This window comes from Arthrobacter sp. R-11, from assembly GCF_049913155.1.
Taxonomy (GTDB): domain Bacteria; phylum Actinomycetota; class Actinomycetes; order Actinomycetales; family Micrococcaceae; genus Arthrobacter.
In genome coordinates this window covers 3,431,455-3,453,318 of record NZ_CP183979.1, presented here as the reverse complement: position 1 = coordinate 3,453,318, position 21,864 = coordinate 3,431,455, and the positions used below count along the sequence as shown (strand labels likewise).

Here is a 21,864-nt window from a genome sequence, read left to right as displayed (position 1 = left end):
CGTTCGCAAAAGACCGATGCAACCGCGCCTGGCGCGAAGCGGTTCCTCCCCGTTGTGCCGCCGCTCCGTGGGTAGAATCAAGGCCTGGACACCGCCGGAACGCATCTGGATACGGAGACGAAATGTCAGCTTGGCTCGAAGTAGGCCCGGACAACTATGTGCTGGAAACCCCTGGGCGGTTGCTGAACACGGGCCTGGTGGCGGGCCAGGAACGGGCCATGGTGATCGACACCGGCAGCGGGCCCCGCCAGGGCCGGGAAATCCTGGCAGCCGTCCGTGAAAAGACGCAGCTGCCGCTGGTGGTGGTCAACACCCACGCGCACTACGACCACTTCTTCGGCAATGCGGTGTTCGCCGATGCCGGCGTCACTGAGTTCTGGGCGCATGTCAACTGTGCCGCGACGATCGACGACGACGCCGACCACCAGCGCCGCCTGGTGGCGGACATCGAGCCGGAAATGGCCGCCGGAAGCGGGGAAGCGGTGGAGATCGTCATCCCGAACGCCATCGTCAAGGACCAGCCGGTGTTGGTGGACCTGGGCGGACTGACCGCCACCTTGTTCTACCTGGGCCGCGGCCACACCGACGGCGACCTGCTGGTGGGCACTCCGAGCACCCTTTTCGCCGGCGACCTGGTGGAACAGGGCGCCCACCCTTCCTTCGAAGATTCCTACCCGGAAGAGTGGGCGGATGCGCTGCGGCACATCTCAGCCCTGCGCCACCGCTACGAGTTCCTGATCCCCGGCCACGGGAAGCCCTGCAGTGACCAGTTCGTCAAGACCCTCGCCGACACGATGAGCACCGCGGTCCGCCAGGCCCGGCAGTCCATCCGCGACATGCCCACCGACGCCACCAAGGCGATCCCCGTGCTGCCGTACGGTCCCGAGCAGTCGCGCTGGTTCATCAAACGTCTCCAGGAGACGTCCCACTGATCAGTTGAATCGTTCGAGGTCCAGGTTCAGCCCCTCATAGACGGCGGGGCGCCGGGACTTCAGCCATGCCGCAGTGGCCACGCCCGCCAGGGCGGCGGCCGCCAGCAGCCAGGGCAGGGCGCCGATTGCCGGATTGTCCGAACCGGCCAGCGCCGGGAAGTTCGCGATCGCCAGCCCGACGATCAGGGCCAGGCCCACGGCGCCGAGGCCGGGGGCGGCGAGCGTCCGCCACAGCCTCGGGTCCCGCTGGCGCCGGAAATGCACGACGACGGCCACAGCCGCCATGAGCTGCAGGCTCAGGATGCCGAGGGTTCCGAAGCCCGTCATGGACGCGGTGAGTGCGGTGATCGGGTCGAGCCCGGCAAGCCAGAAGATGAAGGCAATGCCCGTGCCGAAGGCCAGCTGGGCCATGCTGGCGTTCTGCGGGGCGCCGCTGCCCGGGCGGGTGCGGCCCAGGGCGGGCGGGAGGACGCCGACGCGTCCGAAGGCGTAGATGTACCGGCTCGCTGAATTGTGCAGGGCCAGCAGCGCCGCAAAGAGGGAGACAAGCAGCAACACCATCATGGCCTTGGTCAGGAAATCGCCCAGGTATTCGGTGGAAATCGCAAAGACCAGATCGCCGGTGGCCAGGTGTTCCACGGCAGTTCCCTGCGCCTGCTCCACTCCGAGTGCGCTGACGATCGCCCAGCTGGTGAAGGCCGCGAAGGCGCCGATGAAGAGGATGGACAGATAGGTGGCCCTCGGGATGGTCCGGCGCGCATCCCGGGCTTCCTCGCCGAAGAGGCCGGTGGCCTCGAAGCCCACAAAGCAGTTGGCGGCAAACAGCAGTCCGAGGCCCAGCGAGCCGGAAAACACGAACTCGGGCGAGAATGCTGCGGGCGCGAAGCCGTGGCGGAACAGCACCGAGAAGTCCAGGACCAGCAGGATCGACACTTCCAGCACCAGGCAGACCCCCAGGACCTTGGCGCTGACATCGATGCCGCGGCGGCTGAGCAGGAAGACGGCGGCAACCGAGACCAGACTCCACAGGAACCAGGGAAGGTCCAGGCCGCTGAGGTCCTTGACGACTGTCGCGGTGAAGAAGCCGGAAGTTCCAATGGCTCCGGCGACGAAGCAGTTGTAGCCGAGCATGGCGATGAAGCCGGCGGCGAGTCCGAACGGCCGGCCCATGCCGCGCACGACAAAGGCGTAGAAGCCGCCGGCGCTGACCAGGGTTCGGGCCATCTGGGCGTACCCGACTGCGAAGAGCAGCAGGATGGCAGTGGCGATGAGGAAGGAACCGGGCATGCCGCCGCCGTTGCCCACGGCGATGCCGATGGTTGCGATCACGATGATGCCGGTCAGCGGTGCCACCGCGGCGAGGACGAGGAACACGATGCCGCCGACGCCGAGCGCATCGCGCCGCAGCTCCTGCCGCGGTGCCGTCATGGAGGGCTGCCCAAGGGACTGTGGTGAAGGTCTCATGCAGGGAGTATGGTCTCCCGAAGCCTGCCGCGACTTGTTCCTGCGTGTGTTCGCTTTGTCACACAGCGCAGGGTGGACCGGAGCGTGAAGGCGGTCTTGAACTGCAGCGTTGTCGACGGGCGCTTAGACTTAGCGTTTGATGCATTTCAATCGAGCTCCGCAGCGCCGGCCGTTGCGGGTCCGGGGGGACGACACCATGGCGGATTCCGTGCAGAACGACAACGACCCAGCTACCGCTACCGAAGGGCAGCCAGAGTTCCGCAGTCGCCGCGATCGCCGGCGTGCCGAGGACGATGCCCGGACAGGAACCATGCCAATCGTCCCCGCAAACAAGCCAGAACCGGGAACCGCCTCGGGCGGACTCATCCAGAGCAGCTCCTGGGCCGCGGCGGCCGCCGCGGCCGATGCCACCGGCACCGAAACGGGCCTCGCGGAAGAGACCGCGGCAGGAACCGCGGCAACCGCGGGGTGGGAAGGCCAGACGCCCGGACCGGATGCCGCCGTCGTCAACGATCCGGTCACGGAAGAGGTGCCCGGCTCGGCGCGTTCGGCGGAACGCGCGGCGCTGCGCTCGGCGCCGATGCCGGACTTCATCAGCTCCCCGGGTGCTTTCGTGAGGGAACAGAAGCCGCGGCCCGTCGGCGGGTTCCGCGGAGCCGTCTACCGGCTCACCGGCGGTGCCTGGAACATGGGTCCCAGCGCCAAGCAGCGCCAGGAAGACGAGCTGGCGCGCCGGATCTCCCGGCAGCTGCAGGGCAGCTTCAACACCGCGATCCTGAGCCTCAAGGGCGGTATCGGCAAGACCTCCACCACAGTGGGCGTGGGCCTGACCCTGGCCGAATACCGCGGGGACCCGCCGTGCGCCATCGACGCCAACCCGGACTCCGGCGACCTCGTGGAACGGGCGCTCGGCGAAGGCATCTACCAGCGGTCCACCCCGCGCACCATCACCGACCTGCTGGGCAACCTGGAGAGCATCGACTCCCTGACGGGGTTGTCCCGCTACATGCACCACGCCGGCCGCCTGCACCTGATTGCGGGGGAGCAGGACCCGGAAGTCTCGGACTCCCTCACCGCGGCGGAGTACCTGAAGATCCGCCAGCTGATTTCCAGCTACTATTCCGTGGCCCTGACGGACTGCGGCACCGGCGTCACCCACAACGCCATGAAGGGCATCCTGCAGTCCGCGGACAACCTCATCATCGCCGCCGGGTACGCCGTCAGCGGCGCCAAGCGGGCCCGCAGCACCCTGCACTGGCTCGCCAGCCACGGCTACGAGGACCTGGCCCGCAACGCGATCGTGGTCATCACGGACAAGGACGAGGTCTCCTCCCGTGTGGACAAGAGCGCGATCGAGGAACACCTCTCCGGGATCTGCCGCCAGCTGATCGCCGTGCCCCACGACAGGGGAGTGGCCGACGGCGACCTCGTCACCCTGGATGTGCTGCGGCCGGAAACCCGCCGCGCCTACAAGGAGATCGCTGCCGCAATCGTTGACGGCTACGTCTAGCAGGCGATGGCAGCCAACAAATGCTGTGGCTCCTGAAGCCCTGATCCGGGCGGACCTTTCGGATTGATCTCGGAGGCCGGCGCCGCGCTCTACGAGGCCAAGGCGCTCGGCAGGAACCGCGTGGTCACCTGTTCGTCCTAGGATGAGGGGAATGAGCACCACCAGAACTTCCCCGGCATTTTCCCTGCGCAGCATCGCCCTCCCCGCCTTCGGGCCCACGGTGCTGTTCTGCCTCGGTGAAGGCGCGGTGCTTCCGGTGGTGGTGCTGTCCGCCCGGGAACTGGGCGCCTCCGCGGCCCTTTCGGCCCTACTGGTCACGCTCATCGGCGTGGGGTCCTGGCTGTTCAACATCCCGGCCTCGCTCATCACCATCCGTATCGGGGAGCGCTGGGCCATCACCGGAGCGGGCGCGATCGGTGCACTGGCGCTCGCGGCGGCCGCACTCGCCCCGCGACTGCACCAGGGCCTGTGGCTGCTGGCCGTGGCCATGACGATCGTCGGAATGGCCACCAGTGTCTTCAACCTGGCCCGGCAGAAGTACCTCACTGAAGCCGTGCCGGTGGAATTCCGGGCGCGGGCGCTGTCCACCCTGGGCGGGAGCACCCGGATCGGGGTGTTCATCGGCCCCTTCGTGGGTGCCGGGGCGATGCAGTTCCTCGGCATCGCCGGCGCCTACTGGGTGGGGGCCGTGGCGATGGCGGCCGCGGCGGGCCTCTCGCTCACCATTCCTGACCTGGTGGCGAAGGGCGCCGGAACGCCCGGCGTTGCCACGGGGCCGGAGCCGACCCTCCGGTCTGTCGCGTCCGCCCATGCCCAGGTCCTGTTCGCGGTGGGCACCGGCGTGCTGCTGCTGGCTGCGCTGCGCGCCTCGCGGCAGGTCGTCATCCCGTTATGGGCGGATCACCTGGGCCTGGACGCCACCCACGCCTCGCTGATCTACGGCGTTTCCGGTGCCATCGACATGCTGGTGTTCTACCCGGCCGGCAAGCTCATGGACCGCAAGGGCCGGCTCTGGGTAGCCCTGCCGTCCACCGTGGTCATGGGCATTTCACTGTTCCTCATCCCCTTGTCCGGCGGATTCGTCGGCCTGGGGCTGGCGGCCATGCTGATCGGGTTCGGCAACGGCATCAGCTCCGGGCTGGTCATGACGCTGGGCGCCGACTTCTCGCCCGAGCGCGGCCGGGGCCAGTTCCTGGGCCTGTGGCGGTTCATCGCCGACGCCGGAAGCACCGGCGGCCCGATGCTTCTCTCCGCGATGACGGCGGCGGTTTCCCTTGCCGCCGGGATCTGGTCGTGCGGGGTGCTCGGCCTGGCCGCCGCGGCGGTGTTCACCGTCACGCTTACGAAACTGAGGCATCGCCGGAACTACTAGGACCCGCGGCCTGGCCCGGTGTGACCGCCTACCGTTTGCGTGCGGCCCGGCCGAACAGCCACGTGGCGGCTACCGTCCCCAGGTACCCCGTGATCACGATCAGTGAGACGCCGGCCCAGAAATAGTTGGTGGTGCTTTCTTCCTGGGCCAGCCCGGGAATACCTACCCCCAAGGGCGCGATCCTGAGCAGCGAGTAGACGGCGACTCCCGCCGAAAGCAGCCCGGCCAGCACGGAAAGCGTCAGCCAGAGCCGGGAGGACGCCCAGTGCTCGCCGTGCCCGCCCCACACGTTCCAGCGGTTGCCAGTGCGCATCACCAGCCAGCCGGCGGGCAGCATCACGGCACCGGTCACGAGGAACGCCGCGACGACGTCGGCAGGCCGGTGCCACTGGTTGACCAGCGTGGACACCCCGGCCGCCACGGCGAAGGTGCCGCCCAGGAAGCCCGCCAGCGGCCGCCAGCGCGGGGAGGCCACCAGGAACACCGCGGCGGCGGCCGAGGCAGCCAGCGTGGTGTGCCCCGAGGGCAGGGAATTCAGTTCCAAGGTCTGGACGCCCGTGAACGGCCGGTCCGGGAACCAATCCTTGAGCAGCTGCGTCGCCAGGTTCGCGACGGCGCAGGCCGCCACCGCGATGCCCGCCGCCTTCCAGCGCCGCCGGGCCAGGGTGACGAACAGGACCACGACGGCGGCGATCGCCAGGGAGGTGCCCGGCAGGAGGTCCAGGAAACGCGTCGTGGCCCTGCCGGCAGGGCCGTGAAGTTCGCCGGCCTCGACGAGGGCCGATTCGTCGATGTACTGGCCGGTGGTGGTCTGGACGAAGAAGTAGTAGCTGGCCACAAGCCCGGCCACACAGGCCAGGGTGGCCAAAGCGAAGGGCAGGCCGCTGCCTTTTGCGGCCGGGCGTCCGCCGGTTCCTGCGGGGCGGCCGGTTTCCCGCTGCCACTCGCTTTCCCGCTGTCCGCCGGCTTCCCGCTGTCCGCCGGCTTCCCGTTGTGCGGGCCGGAGGCTGCTGTCCCTTCGAAAAATCATCCCTTTCAGGGTGCCACACCGCGCCCGGCAGGACACAGCGCATTCCCTGGGCGGTAGCTGGGTGCCGGTGAGGAAGCGGCAACTAGCTTGTGACTCTTGACACGTGTTAGGTTGAGGATTTACAGTTCCTAACACGTGTTAGGAAGGAAAAAGACATGCCAGGAAGCAATGGGAAGCTGCGTGAAATCTCACGCAGGACCGCCCTTGGCGCCTTGGGTGTGGGAATTGTCGGGGCAACCGTGGCGTCGTGGCCGCGGCTGACCGGTACCGACATCCCCGGCCGCGGCGACAACAGCCTCAGCATCGCCATCATGGGTACCGCCGCGGACGCCGCTGCCCGCCAGAAGGTGGTCGACGCATTCGCCAAGGTCCACCCGGACATCAAGGTGAAGGTCCAGGCCATCCAGGCCGTGGACTGGAAGGACTTCTTCACCAAGATCCTCACCATGGTGGCCGCCGGAACGCCGCCGGATGTGGTGTACGTGGCCACGGAAGGTGCCCAGCTGTTCGCCGAGAAGCTGGCCCACCCGCTGGACGAGTACCTGCGCCGGGACGCAGGGCACATGAAGGAGTACTTCGCGGACGTCCACCCCAGCCTGGTGGAAGCCTTCATGTACAAGGGCAGCCTGTTCCAGCTCCCCATCGACTGGAACGCCGCCAACATGTACTACAACACCAAGGCCCTGCAGCAGGCAGGCCTGGAGCGGCCGGCGGACGACTGGACCCACCTGGACTTCCGCAGCACCCTGGCCGCGATGCGCAAGGCCCGGCCCTCGGACTTCACACCGTACTACTGGACCAACCGGCTCTTCGGCGGCGTGGTCCCGTGGCTCTACGCCAACGACACCAGCTTCCTGAAGGAAACCAAGTCCACCGGCGGCAGATGGCTGTGGGACAGTTTCTACGCCAACGACCCCACCCGCGGCATGCGCTCGGGCGGCTACCAGTGGCTCGAGCCCAACGCCAATGATCCGAAGGTCTTCGAATCCTTCGACTTCCTGCGAGGGCTGGTCAAGGACGGCCTGGGTGTGCGCCCCGAAGAAGGCGGCGGCAACTCGCTGGTGGGCCTCTTCGCCTCCAACCGGATCGGCACCACGCCGGCCGGCGGCTACTGGGTCCAGGGCCTGAGCGAGGCCGGTATGAAGCAGGACGACTACGATGTCCAGTTCTTCCCGAGGTGGCGCACCCAGCGGCACCAGTTCGGCACCGCCGGCTACGCGATCATGAAGACCGCCAAGGACAAGGACGCCGCCTGGGAATGGGTGAAGTTCAGCTCCAGCCTGGAGGCCATGCAGATCGTCTTCCCCACACCGAACACCACCCCGGCCCGGCGCTCCATGGTCAATGAGCAGCTGTATGCGGGCAAGGGCCCGCGGCACTGGAAGGTCTTCTACGACACCCTCGACCGGTTCCCCAGCACCGGTCCCATTCCCGCACCACCCCAGCAGGCCGCCGTCGAGACGGCCTTGATGAAGAACGTGTCCCTGGCCGTCAGCGGTGACGAGCGGCAGCTGAAGTCGGCACTCGACTCGCTGCAGAGGGACCTCGAATTTGCCTTGAGGAGGCAGCCATGAGCACCGCAAGCGACACGCGCGTGCGCACCAAAGCCCTGCGCGGCAACAGCGCCGGCCAAGCCGGCAAGGCACGCCGCTCCGGCCGCGAACGCCAGCCCTGGCTGCCCTGGATCTTCCTGGCACCGACCATCGTGGGCATGGGCATCTTCACCGTCCTGCCCATCATCGCCTCGGTGGCCCTGGCCTTCTTCCGCTGGGACATCATCTCGGCGCCGAGCTTCGTGGGCTTCGAGAACTTCGCCGAAGTCGTCCAGGACCCCACGGTCCGGGTGTCGTTCCTGAACACCATCCTGTTCGTGGTGGTGGCCGTGGCCCTGCAGCTAGGCCTTGCCCTCGGGCTGGCCATCATGGTCCAGGAGAAGCTTCCGGCCTGGCTGCGGGTCTTCTTCCGCAGCGCCTTCTTCTTCCCGCTGATCCTCTCCGCCGCCTCGGTATCGATCTTCATGCGGTACCTCTTCAACGAGCAGTTCGGCGTGGTCAACTGGCTGCTGTCCCTCGTGGGCATCCCCGCGGTTCCCTGGCTGACGACGCCGGGCGGCTCGGCCGCCGTCGTGATCCTGGTGTACGTGTGGCAGAACTTCGGCTTCTCGTTCCTGCTGTTCATCGGCGGGCTGGCGTCCATCCCGGTGGAAACCTACGAGGCGGCGTCGCTGGATGGCGCCACGGGCTGGCGCAAGCACGTCCACGTGACACTGCCGCTGCTCAGCCCCACCACCCTGGTGGCCTCCGTGATGGCGATCATCAACGCCCTCCAGGTCTTCGACCAGCCCTTCGTGCTCACCCGCGGCGGCCCCGGCGACTCCACCCGCACGGCCGTGATGGTGATCTTCGAGTCCGCGTTCCAGCGGCTTGAATTCGGCCAGGCCTCGGCGATCGGCGTGATCCTCACATTGATCATCATGGCCATCACGGCCGCGCAGTTCCGGCTCAGCAAACGATTCGTCTTCTACCAGTGAGGCCCGCCATGACCACCACCATCAAGCGCACCGCCGCTGAGCGGGTTGTCCACCGCAGGAAGCGCGACTGGTCCGTCGCCGGCCGCATCGTGCTCCTCTCCATCGCCGCGGTACTGGTCCTCGGACCCGTGCTGTGGACCCTGTCCACTTCCCTGCGTCCGCCCGCGGAGTCGTTCCAGCTGCCGCCGTCGTTCCTGCCGCTGAACCCGGACTTCGTCTCCTACGGACAGGTCTTCAAGCAGCTGAACATCATCGCCCTCGTCATCAACAGTGCCCTGGTCACCGGGCTGATCGCCGTCGGGCAGATGATCACGGCGGCACTGGCCGGCTACGCCTTCGCGAACCTCAGGTTCCGCGGCCGCGGCGCCCTGTTCTCGGTGGTGCTGGCCACCATGATGGTGCCCGCCCAGGTCACGATCGTTCCGGTCTTCATGCTGATCCGCGGCGTGGGACTCTCGGACACGCTGCTGGCCCTGATCCTGCCGGCGATCCCGACGGCGTTCGGCACCTTCCTGATGCGCCAGTACTTCCTGGGGCTGCCGGCCGACCTCGCCGAGGCCGCCGCGATCGACGGCGCCTCCCCGTGGCGGACATTCCGTTCCGTGTACGCGCCGCTGGCAATGCCGGGACTGTCGATCGTGGGCATCCTGGCGTTCAACTTCCACTGGAACGAGTTCTTCCGGCCGCTCATCATGACCATCTCGGAGCAGAACTTCACGCTCCCGCTGGGCCTGGTCTCACTGCAGGGCAACCTCGGCACCGGAAGCATCTCCGTGGTGCTCGCCGGCGTCGTGCTCTCCATGATCCCGGCCCTGGTGGTCTTCATGTTCGGCCAGCGCGCCCTCCGGGACGGCCTCACCGCCGGTACCGGCAAGTAATACAACCCATCCGAAAAGGAAACCCTTCATGAACAACCCGGACCTGGCCGCAGCCGTCACCGCGGCCGGCCACGCCGACAGCCCTGCGGACCCTGCGTTTCCGCGCCTGCATCCCCGCCCGGCGCAGGGCTGGATCAACGATCCCAACGGCGTCAGCTATATCAACGGCCGCTACCACGTCTTCTTCCAGTACAACCCGGACTCCGCCCGGCACCACCGGATCTGCTGGGGGCACGTCAGCTCCCCCGACCTGCTGCGCTGGGACGAGCACCCGGTGGCGCTGCGGCCCCAGGACGGCGGGCCGGACGACTTCGGCTGCTGGACCGGCGTGGTGACGGACGACGACGGCGTACCCACCGCCGCGTACTCGGGTGTCCGTTCCGGCGAAGGTGCCTCGCAGGTGGTCATCGCCCGCGGCTCGGCGGACCTGGTGCAGTGGACCCAGGACGGCCATGTGGCAGTGTCCATGCCGGAAGACCCGCAGGTCACGGCCGTGCGGGATCCCTTCCTCTTCCGCTTCGAGGGCCGGCGCTACGCGATCCAGGGCGCCGGGCTTGCCGACGGCCGTGCCGCGCTGCTGCTCTACCGGGTGGACAGCATGGACGCCTGGGATTACCAGGGAATCTGGCTGACCACGGACAACCCGGCCGGTGCCGGGCACGAGGTGAACAGGGCCGAGATCTGGGAGTGCCCGCAGCTGGTGCGGATCGCCGATGGTCAGGGCGGCACCGCCTGGCTGGCGATGTTCTCGCTTTGGCAGAAGGACGACGACCACGAACACGCCCTCGGTGTCGGCCATCTGCTCGGCACCATGGTTGCGGACCCGGCAACGGGCCTGCCCGTGTTCACCCCGCACAGCGCCGGCAAGTCGGACTACGGCCGGGACTTCTATGCCCCGCAGGTCACCCAGCTCGACGACGCCCCGGACGGCACCCCGCGGGCACTGCTCTGGGGCTGGGCCAACGAGGGACCGGGCCGGGACGGGCGGCGCGGCCGCAGCCAGGCGGAGATCGACGCCGCGGGCTGGGCCGGCGTGCTCACGCACCCGCGCGTGCTGTCCGTCGTCGCGGGGTCGCTCGCGGTAGCTCCGGCACCGGAGATCGAGGGTTACCGGTCCGCCCGGCTGGCGGAGGCCGCCGTCGGAAGTGTGGAGCTTCCGGCCTTCGCGGAGGCCCGGGTCACTGCGGAGACCCCCTCCGCCGGCGGCGAGGTGCGCCTGGTGCTTGGTGATGCCCAGACCGTGTTCGCGGAGCCGCTGGCCGCGGGAGAAGAACTCCGGGTCTTCATCGATGCCTCCCTCGTGGAGGTGTACCGCAGCGGTGCCGTGGCGACGACGCTCCGGGCCTACCCGGCCCCGGACGAGGAGTGGCGGCTGGAACTTCCCGCCGGTGCAAGTGCTGAAGTCTGGGAACTGGCGGGCGCGTAGCCTCGGCGCTCACCCAACTGACTCGCAGTTGTGGTCGTTTTGAGCCCTCAAAACGACCACAACTGCGAGCTACTTGGGGGAACCGGGCGGGACCGGGCCCGTGGATTCCCGGATCACCAGGCGGCAGGGGACCATCGTTTCCAGGGGGTCGCCAGCGTCCTGGTCCGCTGCCTCCTCGACGGTCCCTTCCACCGCGTCCAGCAGCTTCGTCATCGCCGCCGCACCCATCTCGCGAAGGGGCAGTGCCATGGTGGTCAGTGCCGGGACCATGGTGTTCGCGATCCGGAATTCGTCGTCGTAGCCCATGATCGACAGGTCCCGCGGCACGCTGAGCCCCAGCCTGGCGGCGGCCAGCACGACGCCGACGGCGAGGCGGTCGTTCGCGCACATGATCGCCGTCGGGCGTTCGGCGGGGGACACGCCGTCGAGCAGTTTCATGGCACCGTGGAAGCCGGTATCGATATCCCAGCCGGCCAGGAAGGCCCGGTCCCCGCGCACAGGCAGTCCGGCTGCAGAAAAGGCCGATTGGAAACCCTGCACCCGCAAGGGCGCCGCCGGCGAGCTTTGCGCCCCGGCGAGGAATGCGATGTCGCGGTGCCCCAGGCCAAGCAGGTGCTCGGTGGCTTCGCGGCCGCCGGACACTTCGTCCGGAATGACGTGGTGCAGGCGCGGGACGGGGGCGTTGTCGATGCAGTTGGCCAGGATGGACGGCACCCGCAGCATGCCCTGGGGCACGTCGAGCGGCTTGAGGCCCACGGTGACGTACATGAGCCCGTCCACCTGCCGGTCCAGCAGCGTCTCCACGGCGCTGGCATCCCGGGAGGAGTCAAGCTCGGTGTCCATCACCACGGTGACGAAGCCGCGGCTTCGGGCGACGTCGTCGGCGCCGCCGATGATGTTGCCATCGAAGGGGCTGGTCACCACCTCGTCCGAGACGATGCCGATCACTCGTGTCCGTTGATTGCGCAGGCTCAGGGCGATGGGGTTGGGGGAGTAGTTCAGCTCGGCGGCGGCCTGCCGGATCCGGTCCTGGCTCTCCTTCGCCACGTTGCCGTCGCCCCGGCCGTTGAGCACCAGGGACACGGCGCTGCGGGAGACGCCCGCGCGCTTCGCGACGTCGAGCGCGGTTGCCTTGCGTTGCATCCCAACTCCTTCACACTGCGTTTTCCAGCAGTCTACCTAACGCGTGTGAGGGAAGGATGGCATTGTCCCGTGGCCGGAACGGCTAGCTGCGGAGTGAAGACATCAACTGGACCATGATGGCGGAGACCTTGATAGAGGTGACCACTGTGCTCAGCAAGAAGGTTCCGATCAGGGCCCACACCGGGGCGAGGCCACGCCCGGCCGCGACCCCGTGCACAATGACGGAGCGGCCGATGACGTAGACGGCAGGGCCGAGGAAGCACCAGGCCCAGTGGAAGGGGCGCACCACGCCGTCCTGGCTGAGCTTCTGCCAATCGAGGTACGCCAGCAGCACCGAAACCCCGTACAGCAGGAAGCCCGAAACGACGATCGCGAAATACCAGGGCGTGAACATCGAGGTGGGGTCCAGCACCTGCCGGGAGCCCAGGGTGCGGAAGCGCAGTTCGGGGTTCCACGCCAGCAGGAAAATGAGCGACAGCAGCGGCAGCAGCACCACGCCCCAGATGAACGGGTTGAGGACCGGCGTCCGGCTGTCGAGCTTCGGCCGCTCGGCCGGTGCGCCGAGGAGGGGAGGGACGTTCCCCTGGGTGGTCCACGGCGAAGGGGACGCTTGGGCCGTCGGCCACTGAACGGGCGGCACGCCTTGGGAGGGCGGACCCTGAACCGGTGGCGTTGGGCGCACGTTCCCGGGCATGCTTCCGGGCTGCGGGGAGTAATGGTTTGTCCAAGCCACGCCGTCCCACCAGCGGGACCGTCGCGGGTCCGCAGGGTCGGAGTACCAGCCTGGAGGTGGGGTGGAACCGCTGCCGGGGTGCGTCATGGTGAGCTCCCAAAATGTGCTTGTCCACTGAGGATAACCCTCCCGAGGCAAACGCGCGCCCCCTCGCGGGGAGGGGCCCGGATACAGTGGCAGCATGCCTGAAAGCACCGCCGCCGGACCAACCACGCCGCTGCCCGACCTCGAGGAACTCCTCGCGACCGCCCGCGTAGTGAGCCTGCCGATGCGGGTGAAATTCCGCGGCATCATGGAGCGCGAAACGCTGCTGCTGCAGGGGCCGGCCGGCTGGGGCGAGTTCTGCCCCTTCCCCGAATACGGTGATGCCGAGGCCTCCCGCTGGCTCGCCGCCGCCGTCGAGGCCGCCTGGACCGGCTTCCCCAAACCGCTCCGCCACAGCATCCCCGTCAACGCCACGGTCCCCGCCGTCGACGCCGCCCGGGTGCCCGAGGTGCTCGCCCGATTCGGCCGGGTGGACGCGGTCAAGGTCAAGGTCGCCGAACGCGGCCAGGAACTGTCGGACGATGTCGCACGCGTCACCGCCGTCCGGGAAGCGCTGCCGGACGCCGCGGTGCGGGTGGACGCGAACGGTGGCTGGGACGTGCCGCAGGCGGTGGAGGCACTCGGCCGGCTTGCCGCCGTCGGGCTTGAATACGCGGAGCAGCCGGTGCCGGACATCGCCGGGCTCGCCGAGGTCCGCCGGCGCCTCGCCGGAAATGGCACACCCGTGCTGATTGCCGCCGACGAATCCGTGCGCAAGGGGGACGACCCCCTGAAGGTCGCCCGGGCTGGCGCGGCGGACCTGATCGTCGTGAAGGTGGCGCCCCTGGGCGGAGTCCGGCGTGCGCTGGAGATCGTGGCGCAGGCCGGGCTGCCTGCCGTCGTCAGCTCCGCCTTGGACACTTCGGTGGGAATCCGCGCGGGCCTGGCGCTCGCCGCGTCCCTGCCGGAACTGCCGTACGCCTGCGGGCTGGGAACAGTCCGGCTGTTCGCGTCGGACATCACTGCCGACCCGCTGGTGCCCGACGACGGCGCCATCGCCGTGCGCGAAGCCGCGGCCGACGCCGGGCTGCTGGAGCGGTATGCGGCTTCCGCGGAGCGGCGCGACTGGTGGCTGGAGCGGCTCCGCCGGGTCCACGGCGTGCTGGCCGCCGCCGAAGCGCGGCTCGCCGATTCCGGGGAAGCTGCTGAGTTCACCGGAACTTAACCAGAGCGTCCTCTCAGATTCCCCTTGCGCTGAAAGGGTGGCCGGGACCCAGTCACTATCCGGAGGCCACCCATGTCTGAAAAGCCCGCCCGTACGTTCCCGCTCCTGCCGATGCTCGGCCACACCAAGGGCAAGCGCAGCCCGGTCACCTGTGCGCTCAAGTGCGACAACGCCTGCTCCGGCGATGTCTGCAACACCAGCTCCAACTCCTACTTCCGGGACATCGCCTCCGCCGCCATGTCCCGCCGGGCCGCCCTGGGCCTTGGCGCCGCCGGTGCGCTCGCCGTCGTCTTCGGCGGAAACCTCGCGACTGCCGGTCAGGCAGAAGCGGCCGCTGCCGACGCCGGTCTTTCCGCTGCTGCCACGGCCGGCTTCAAGGACTCGAAGCTGAGCTTCACCCCGATCAAGCCGGTGGACTACACCGTTGACGCCTTCACGGTTCCCGACGGCTTCACCTGGCGTCCGGTGATCCGCTGGGGCGACCCGCTGTTCAACGACTCCCCGGACTTCGACCTGGAGAACCAGAGTGCCGCGGCCCAGGCCCGCCAGTTCGGCTACAACAACGACTACACGGACATCCTGCCGGTCCCGGGTTCCAAGGACCGCCGTGCCCTGCTGTTCACCAACCACGAGTACACCAACGAGAACATCATGTTCCCGGCCACCCTGCCGGCCGCGGAAGCCCGCGCCATCGGCCGCGCCGGGCACGGCCTGAGCGTCGTCGAGCTGGAGCGCAAGAACAAGAACAAGCCCTGGAACTACGTCAAGGGCGCTCCGCTGAACCGCCGGTACCTCACGGACACGGTCTACGAACTGACCGGGCCCGCCGCGGGCACCGACTTGGTCAAGACCATCGACGACCCCTCGGGACGCAAGATCAAGGGCACCCTGGGCAACTGCTCGGGCGGCACCACCCCGTGGGGCACCATCCTCTCCGGCGAGGAGAACTTCAACGGCTACTTCGTCTCCGCGGGCACCAGCGAAAGTGACAAGCGCTACGGCCTCACCGCCAAGCCCACGGCCCGCCAGTGGGAGCTCGACGAGCCGCGCTTCGACACCCGCAACGCCGGCTACTCCAACGAAAGCAACCGCTTCGGCTGGATCGTGGAAGTGGATCCCTTCGACCCCACCTCCACCCCGAAGAAGCACTCCGCCATGGGCCGCTTCAAGCATGAGGGCGCCAACGTGATCGTGGCCGAATCCGGGCACGTGGTGGCCTACATGGGCGATGACGAGCGCTTCGACTACCTGTACAAGTTCGTTTCCAAGGACACGTACCGTTCAGGTACGGCGGCCGCCGACCGCCGCCACAACATGACCCTGCTGTCCGAAGGCAACCTCTACGTGGCCAAGTTCGCCGGAAATTCTCCGCTGGCCGAAATCACCGGCGCCGGCGTCCTGCCGTCCGACGGCGCGTTCGACGGTTCCGGCGAGTGGCTGCCGCTCGTGGTCGACGGCGCCTCCGCGGTACCGGGCATGACCGTCGCCGAGGTCCTCGTGTACACCCGCCTCGCCGCGGACAAGGTGGGCCCCACCAAGATGGACCGCTGCGAGGACGTCCAGCCGAGCCTGCACAGCGGCAAGGTCTACGTGGCCTGCACCAACAACTCGGACCGCGGCAAGCCGGGCAAGGAAGGCGCCACCGAGGTCAACCCGCGCACCCAGAACCGCGACGGGCACATCGTGGAAATCACCGAAAACGGCGGCCAGGCGTCCACCAAGTTCAACTGGACCCTGCTGCTGGTGGCCGGCGACCCCGCCAAGAACGCCTCGGCCTACTTCTCCGGATTCCCGGCGGACAAGGTGTCCCCGATTTCCTGCCCGGACAACGTGGCCTTCGACTCCGTGGGCAACCTGTGGATCTCCACCGACGGCGCCCCGTCCACCATCGGCTACAACGACGGCCTCTTCAAGGTCACCCTCGAGGGCCCGGAACGCGGCAAGGTGGAGCAGTTCCTTGCCGTGCCGCGCGACGCCGAAACCTGCGGCCCCGTCATCCATGACGAGGAACGCACGGTCTTCGTCTCCGTGCAGCACCCCGGCGAGGAAGGAAGCTTCGCGGAGCCGCACTCCTTCTTCCCCGACTACGTGCCCGCCGGCGCCGCGCCGAAGGTCGGACAGGTCCGCGCCCCGCGTCCGTCCGTGGTCCAGGTCTACCGCCAGGGCTAACTCTCCCCAACGCGGGGCCACTTACGGCCCGTCGGACGCCCCGACATGGGCCGTAAGTGACCCCGCGTTGCAGTTTCCGGCGCCAAATAGACTGGGACCGTGACTTCCCAGGACTCCCTGACCTCGCTCGCCGCCGCACGGATCGCCGTCGCCACCCTGCTCGACGCCGGAGTGCGGCACGTGGTGGTGTCTCCGGGCTCGCGCTCGGCGCCCATGGCCTACGCCCTGGCCGAGGCCGAAGCGGCGGGGCGGGTCACGCTGCTGGTCCGGATCGACGAACGCTCGGCCGGGTTCACGGCCCTGGGCCTGGCCCTGTCCACCGGCACGCCCGCGGCCGTGCTCACCACCTCCGGGACCGCAGTCGGGAACCTGCTGCCCGCGGTCATGGAAGCCAACCATGCCGCCGTGCCGCTCGTGGTCCTCTCCGCGGACCGGCCTGCCGAACTCCATGGAACCGGGACGAACCAGACCACCCTCCAGATGGACCTTTTCGGCGAACACGTCCGCTTCGCCGTCGACGTTCCGGCCGGTGACAATCCGCAACGGGCGGTGCGCACTGCGCTGCACGCCGCCAGCGGCGCCCTCGAAGGGACCCCGCCCGGTCCGGTGCAGCTGAACCTCGCCTTCCGCGAACCCCTTGTCCCGGAGCCCGGGGAGGCCCTGCCCCGGCGCGAGGGTCGCGGTATTTTCCATTACGACGCCGGCCCGGAGGTCCTGGAGCTGCTTGCCGCGCCCGCTGAGCTGCCCGAGCGGCGCACCGTGGTGCTGGCCGGCCACGGCGCCGGGGCCGTCGCCGAAGCATTCGCCCGCGCCTACGGGCTGCCGTTGCTCGCTGAACCGTCGTCCAACGCCCGCTTCGGCCCCAACGCGGTTGGCCCCTACCGGCTTCTCCTGGAGCACTTTTCGGCCGATTCCGCGCTGCCGATCGAACGTGTGGTGGTGTTCGGCCGGCCCACGCTGTCCCGCCCGGTGGCCGCCCTGCTGGCGCGGGCGGAAGTAGAGACGGCCCTCTATGAGCCCGTCCCCGTGGCTTGGTACGAACACGGCCGCCGCCGTGAGACACCCTTCGAGACCCTGGCGGGCCTCGGTGAGTTCGCCGGCCGCGGGGCCGCCGGATGGCTCGACGCCTGGCTGTTGGCCGGCGCCGCGGCCCAGCACGCGCTGGACGGTGTCCTCTCCGCCGAGGCGTTGCCCACCGGCCCCGCCGTGGCTGCGACCGTGTGGGAGCACGCCCGGGGCCGGCTGGTGCTGGGTTCCTCCAACGGCATCCGCGACGTTGATCTCGCCGGGCAGCCGCAGCCCGCGCCCCTGGCCACGGTGGACGCCAACCGCGGCCTCTCCGGGATCGACGGCACTATCGCCACCGCCACCGGGATCGCCCTCGGCTCGGGCCGGGAAACCACGCTCCTGCTGGGCGATGTCACCTTCCTCCACGACACCGGCAGCCTGCTGCTCGGCAGCGGGGAGGCGGAGCCGGACCTGCGGATCGTGGTCCTCAACGACTCCGGCGGAGCGATCTTCGGGCTGCTGGAGCATGGCGGGGTGGACGCGGGCGGCGGCTACGGCACCGCCGTCGAACGACTCTTCGCCACCCCGCACAGCGCGGACATCCGGGCGCTGGCCGCCGCATACGGCGTCGGCTATTCCCTGGCGGGCACGACGGCGGACCTAGCCGCCGCGCTGACGTCGCCGCTGAAGGGCCGCAGCATCGTGGAGGTCCGCACGGACCGCGCGGGGCTCCGGGCACTCCACGGTCGCATCAAGGCCGCGGTGGGGGAGGCCGCGGGCGTTCGCCTCGGCGCGTGGTATCGAGCACAATAGCCCCATGGCCAACAGCAATGCCCGACTTCCCCGCCTCGAGGATGTGGCGGAGCGCGCAGGAGTTTCCCACCAGACCGTCTCGCGGGTGATCAACAACCACCCCAACGTCAGCAAGACCACCCGCGAGCGGGTCGAGGCTGCCATCGCCGAGCTCGGCTACCGGCGGAACACTGCGGCCAGGAGCCTGGTGACCAGGCGCTCGCAGACCATCGGCGTGCTGGGCAGCGAACTTTCGCAGTACGGCCCCGCCAACACCCTGCTGGGCGTGGAACAAGCCGCGCGCGACGCCGGCTACTTCGTCAGCATCGCGGCGGTCCGGACCGTGAGCCGCGAAGCGATCTTCGACGCGATCCGGCACTTCCTGGACCAGTCCGTGGACGGCATCGTCGTGATCGTGCCGCACGCGGAAACCCTGCTCGCCCTGGAGGAACAGACGCCCGGCGTTCCCGTGGTGGCGGTCGGGGCCTCGGGAAGCGCGTCCATCAGCGGCGCCATGGTGGACCAAAAACGGGGCGCCGAGCTCGCCGTCCGGCACCTGATCGAGCAGGGCCACGACCGGATCGGCCATATTGCCGGCCCCCAGGACTGGATCGACGGCGCCGCGCGCGCCGAGGGCTGGAGCGCGGCCCTGCGGGCTGCCGGACTCGCCGACGACCTCCTTGTGGAAGGGGACTGGAGCGCCGGCAGCGGCTACGAAATCGGGCGGGGCCTTGCCGCCGAACGGTCCGCCACTGCGATCTTCGTCGGCAACGACCAGATGTCCCTCGGCCTGCTCAGGGCCTTCAACGAGGCCGGGGTGCGGGTGCCGGAGGACGTCTCCGTAGTGGGGTTTGACGACCAACCGGAGTCCGGCTACTTCAGCCCGCCGCTCACCACGGTCCGCCAGGACTTCGAGGAGCTGGGCCGGCGCTGCATGGACCTGATGCTCGCTGCCCTGGCGAATGGCGAGACCGCCACCACGGTGGTCGAGCCGGAACTTGTGATCCGACGGAGCACCGCAGCCCCGGCCTGACGCCTCAACGGTATGTGACGGGCGGCACTTGACGGATGATTTTGTTAGCGCTCACAATGGAAGCAGCCCGCGAAGCGGCGGGCGGCATTTCTTGGAGGATTCATGGACGTCACTGCAGGCGGCAGCGAAAACTATGTCATCGGGGTGGACTACGGCACCCTTTCCGGCCGGGCCGTCGTCGTGCGGGTCCGGGACGGCAAAGAGCTCGGCAGCGGGGTGTTCGACTACCCGCACGCGGTGGTCACCGACGCCCTTCCCGCGGACGTAGCAGGGGGAACAGCCGCCCGGCTTCCCGGCGAATGGGCGCTGCAGGTGCCGGATGACTACCGCGAGGTGCTGAGGCGGGCAGTTCCCGCCGCCATCGCAGACGCCGGGATCGACCCGGCCGCCGTCGTCGGAATCGCAACGGACTTCACTGCCTGCACCATGGTGCCGGTCAAGGCGGACGGCACGCCACTGAACGAGGTTCCCGGTTTCGCCGGACGCCCCCACGCCTACGTGAAGCTGTGGCGGCACCACGCTGCCCAGCCCCAGGCTGACCGGATCAACCAACTCGCCGAAGAGCGGGGCGAAGCATGGCTTCCGCGCTACGGCGGGCTGATCTCCTCCGAATGGGAATTCGCCAAGGGCCTGCAGCTGCTGGAAGAGGATCCAGAAGCCTACGCCGCGATGGACCACTGGGTGGAAGCCGCGGACTGGATCGTCTGGCAGCTCTGCGGCAACTATGTCCGCAACGCCTGCACCGCCGGGTACAAAGGCATCTACCAGGACGGCAAGTATCCGTCCAAGGAGTTCCTCGCCGAACTCAACCCCGGTTTCAAGGACTTCGTCAGCAGCAAGCTGGAGCACACCATCGGCCGCCTGGGCGACGCCGCGGGCCGGCTGACCGCGGAAGCCGCGGCCTGGACCGGCTTGCCCGAAGGGATCGCGGTGGCCGTGGGCAACGTGGATGCCCACGTCACCGCCCCCGCGGCCCGGGCCGTCGAACCGGGCCAGCTCGTAGCCATCATGGGCACCTCCACCTGCCACGTCATGAACGGCGCCGAACTGCACGAGGTCCCCGGCATGTGCGGTGTAGTGGACGGGGGCATCGTCGACGGCCTCTGTGGCTACGAAGCCGGGCAGAGCGGCGTCGGCGACATCTTCGGCTGGTTCACCAAGCACGGAGTTCCACCGGAATACCACCAGGCCGCCGCCGACGCCGGGCTGGGCATCCACGAACACCTGACTGAACTGGCGTCACGGCAGCCAATCGGCGGGCACGGCCTGATCGCCCTCGACTGGCACTCCGGCAACCGCTCCGTGCTGGTGGACCATGAGCTTTCCGGTGTGGTGGTGGGCCAGACCCTGGCCACCCGGCCGGAGGACATCTACCGGGCACTGCTCGAGGCCACAGCCTTCGGCACCCGCACGATCGTTGACGCGTTCCGGGATTCCGGGGTGCCGGTGCGGGAATTCATCGTGGCCGGCGGCCTGCTGAAGAACCGGCTCCTTATGCAGATCTACGCGGACGTCACCGGACTGCAGCTCTCCACGATCGGCTCCGGGCAGGGCCCGGCGCTGGGCTCGGCCATCCACGCCGCCGTTGCCGCCGGGCGGTACCCGGACATCAGGGCCGCAGCCGCCGCCATGGGCGCGGCGCCGGGAGCGGTGTACACCCCCATCCAAGAGAACGTTGCGGCCTACGAAGAACTCTTCCGCGAATACCGCACCCTGCACGATTACTTCGGCCGGGGAAGCAACGAGGTCATGCACCGGCTCAAGGCGATCCAGCGCAGGGCCCGCGCCGCGGACCCGCGCCAAACGGGCGGGCAGCAGGAGCCGGCGGCAGCACCGCCGTCGAACTCCACCGCCACGGCGAGCGAAACCCTGGAAGGAGCCAACGCATGAGCACGCTCCTGGACACCATCTCCCGCGTCCGCGCGGAGGTCTGCGCCCTGCACGCCGAACTGACCCGCTACGGGCTGGTGGTCTGGACCGCGGGAAACGTGTCCGGGCGCATTCCCGGCCACGAGCTGATGGTCATCAAGCCTTCGGGGGTTTCCTACGACGAACTGATGCCGGAACTGATGGTGGTCACGGACCTTCACGGTACCCCGGTGGACGGCGACGCAAGCGTGGAATGGGGGAATCCCGGACTGTCCCCATCCTCGGACACCGCTGCGCACGCCTACGTGTACCGCAATATGCCGGAGGTGGGGGGAATGGTCCACACACACTCCACCTATGCCACCGCCTGGGCCGCGCGCGGCGAGGAGATCCCGTGCGTGCTGACCATGATGGGCGATGAATTCGGCGGCTCCATTCCCGTGGGTCCCTTCGCGCTGATCGGCGACGACTCGATCGGCCGCGGCATCGTGGACACCCTCACAGCCTCCAATTCCCCGGCGGTGCTCATGCAGAACCACGGTCCGTTCACCATCGGCAAGGATGCGCGCGCCGCCGTCAAGGCCGCGGTGATGTGCGAGGAAGTGGCCCGCACTGTCCACATCGCGCGCCAGCTAGGCGAACCCCTCCCCATTGACCGGGCCAAGATCGATTCCCTGTACGAGCGCTACCAGAACGTTTACGGCCGCTAGGCCGTCTGCCGCACCT

At 68.8% G+C, this 21,864-nt stretch carries 17 protein-coding genes and 1 pseudogene; 13 read left to right on the top strand and 5 right to left on the bottom strand.

Going from position 1 to position 21,864, the window contains the following annotated elements; all coding sequences use genetic code 11:
- Positions 1 to 122: 122 nt before the first annotated feature.
- Positions 123 to 932, top strand: coding sequence for an MBL fold metallo-hydrolase (locus ACN9M4_RS15665; RefSeq protein WP_426299444.1), 810 nt, complete (start codon positions 123 to 125; stop codon positions 930 to 932).
- Here the strand turns inward: ACN9M4_RS15665 and ACN9M4_RS15660 are convergent, their stop codons facing one another.
- Entirely contained in the window at positions 933 to 2,396 is a 1,464-nt protein-coding gene (locus ACN9M4_RS15660; protein WP_426299442.1) for an APC family permease, read from the bottom strand.
- A gap of 310 nt (positions 2,397 to 2,706) precedes the next feature.
- Between ACN9M4_RS15660 and ACN9M4_RS15655 the strand changes: the two genes are divergently transcribed.
- Both ACN9M4_RS15655 and ACN9M4_RS15650 read left to right on the top strand, forming a co-directional pair.
- Positions 2,707 to 3,906, top strand: coding sequence for a MinD/ParA family ATP-binding protein (locus ACN9M4_RS15655; protein WP_426299440.1), 1,200 nt, complete (start codon positions 2,707 to 2,709; stop codon positions 3,904 to 3,906).
- 151 nt (positions 3,907 to 4,057) lie between these two features.
- Positions 4,058 to 5,278 (top strand): MFS transporter, encoded by a 1,221-nt coding sequence (locus ACN9M4_RS15650; RefSeq protein ID WP_426299438.1) that lies wholly within the window; start codon positions 4,058 to 4,060, stop codon positions 5,276 to 5,278.
- Positions 5,279 to 5,306: 28 nt separating this feature from the next.
- On the opposite strand, the gene ACN9M4_RS15645 is transcribed toward ACN9M4_RS15650, so the two are convergent.
- Positions 5,307 to 6,308 carry a phosphatase PAP2 family protein gene (locus ACN9M4_RS15645; RefSeq protein WP_426299436.1) on the bottom strand — a complete coding sequence of 334 codons (1,002 nt, stop codon included), beginning with the start codon at positions 6,306 to 6,308 and terminating at the stop codon, positions 5,307 to 5,309.
- 155 nt (positions 6,309 to 6,463) lie between these two features.
- Between ACN9M4_RS15645 and ACN9M4_RS15640 the strand changes: the two genes are divergently transcribed.
- Genes ACN9M4_RS15640 through ACN9M4_RS15625 form a run of 4 tightly spaced genes read left to right on the top strand, consistent with a single transcriptional unit; the run spans position 6,464 to position 11,142 of the window.
- A complete protein-coding gene (locus ACN9M4_RS15640; protein WP_426299434.1) occupies positions 6,464 to 7,882 on the top strand; it encodes an ABC transporter substrate-binding protein in 1,419 nt (472 codons plus the stop codon).
- Entirely contained in the window at positions 7,879 to 8,838 is a 960-nt protein-coding gene (locus ACN9M4_RS15635; protein ID WP_426299432.1) for a carbohydrate ABC transporter permease, read from the top strand. Before ACN9M4_RS15640 ends, ACN9M4_RS15635 begins: the two co-directional genes overlap by 4 nt.
- An 8-nt stretch (positions 8,839 to 8,846) precedes the next feature.
- Complete coding sequence (locus ACN9M4_RS15630) at positions 8,847 to 9,716, top strand: carbohydrate ABC transporter permease (protein ID WP_426299430.1); 870 nt, start codon at positions 8,847 to 8,849, stop codon at positions 9,714 to 9,716.
- Between the two features lie 28 nt (positions 9,717 to 9,744).
- Complete coding sequence (locus ACN9M4_RS15625; protein ID WP_426299428.1) at positions 9,745 to 11,142, top strand: glycoside hydrolase family 32 protein; 1,398 nt, start codon at positions 9,745 to 9,747, stop codon at positions 11,140 to 11,142.
- Between the two features lie 69 nt (positions 11,143 to 11,211).
- Here ACN9M4_RS15625 and ACN9M4_RS15620 read toward each other — a convergent pair whose 3' ends face one another.
- The 3 genes and pseudogenes from ACN9M4_RS15620 to ACN9M4_RS15610 form a co-directional block, all read right to left on the bottom strand.
- Positions 11,212 to 12,285: a LacI family DNA-binding transcriptional regulator gene (locus ACN9M4_RS15620; protein WP_426299426.1), complete on the bottom strand. Its 1,074-nt coding sequence runs from the start codon at positions 12,283 to 12,285 to the stop codon at positions 11,212 to 11,214.
- Between the two features lie 82 nt (positions 12,286 to 12,367).
- Entirely contained in the window at positions 12,368 to 12,925 is a 558-nt protein-coding gene (locus tag ACN9M4_RS15615) for a DUF2510 domain-containing protein (RefSeq protein ID WP_426303575.1), read from the bottom strand.
- A gap of 99 nt (positions 12,926 to 13,024) precedes the next feature.
- A pseudogene (locus ACN9M4_RS15610) lies at positions 13,025 to 13,105 on the bottom strand (DUF2510 domain-containing protein); the annotation flags it as partial.
- A gap of 94 nt (positions 13,106 to 13,199) precedes the next feature.
- Between ACN9M4_RS15610 and ACN9M4_RS15605 the strand changes: the two are divergent.
- The 6 genes from ACN9M4_RS15605 (at position 13,200) to ACN9M4_RS15580 (ending at position 21,848) form a co-directional block, all read left to right on the top strand.
- Positions 13,200 to 14,267, top strand: a complete 1,068-nt coding sequence (locus tag ACN9M4_RS15605) for an o-succinylbenzoate synthase (RefSeq protein ID WP_426299424.1) — start codon at positions 13,200 to 13,202, stop codon at positions 14,265 to 14,267.
- A gap of 72 nt (positions 14,268 to 14,339) precedes the next feature.
- Positions 14,340 to 16,436, top strand: a complete 2,097-nt coding sequence (locus tag ACN9M4_RS15600; RefSeq protein WP_426299422.1) for a PhoX family protein — start codon at positions 14,340 to 14,342, stop codon at positions 16,434 to 16,436.
- Positions 16,437 to 16,535: 99 nt separating this feature from the next.
- Positions 16,536 to 18,257, top strand: a complete 1,722-nt coding sequence (menD, locus tag ACN9M4_RS15595) for a 2-succinyl-5-enolpyruvyl-6-hydroxy-3-cyclohexene-1-carboxylic-acid synthase (protein WP_426299420.1) — start codon at positions 16,536 to 16,538, stop codon at positions 18,255 to 18,257.
- Positions 18,258 to 18,261: 4 nt separating this feature from the next.
- Complete coding sequence (locus ACN9M4_RS15590; RefSeq protein WP_426299418.1) at positions 18,262 to 19,269, top strand: LacI family DNA-binding transcriptional regulator; 1,008 nt, start codon at positions 18,262 to 18,264, stop codon at positions 19,267 to 19,269.
- Positions 19,270 to 19,371: 102 nt separating this feature from the next.
- The gene (araB, locus tag ACN9M4_RS15585; protein ID WP_426299416.1) at positions 19,372 to 21,159 is read left to right on the top strand and encodes a ribulokinase; all 1,788 of its coding nucleotides are present in this window, start codon (positions 19,372 to 19,374) and stop codon (positions 21,157 to 21,159) included.
- Complete coding sequence (locus ACN9M4_RS15580) at positions 21,156 to 21,848, top strand: L-ribulose-5-phosphate 4-epimerase (protein ID WP_426299414.1); 693 nt, start codon at positions 21,156 to 21,158, stop codon at positions 21,846 to 21,848. The genes araB and ACN9M4_RS15580 overlap by 4 nt, the downstream gene beginning before the upstream one ends.
- The last annotated feature ends 16 nt before the right edge of the window (positions 21,849 to 21,864 follow it).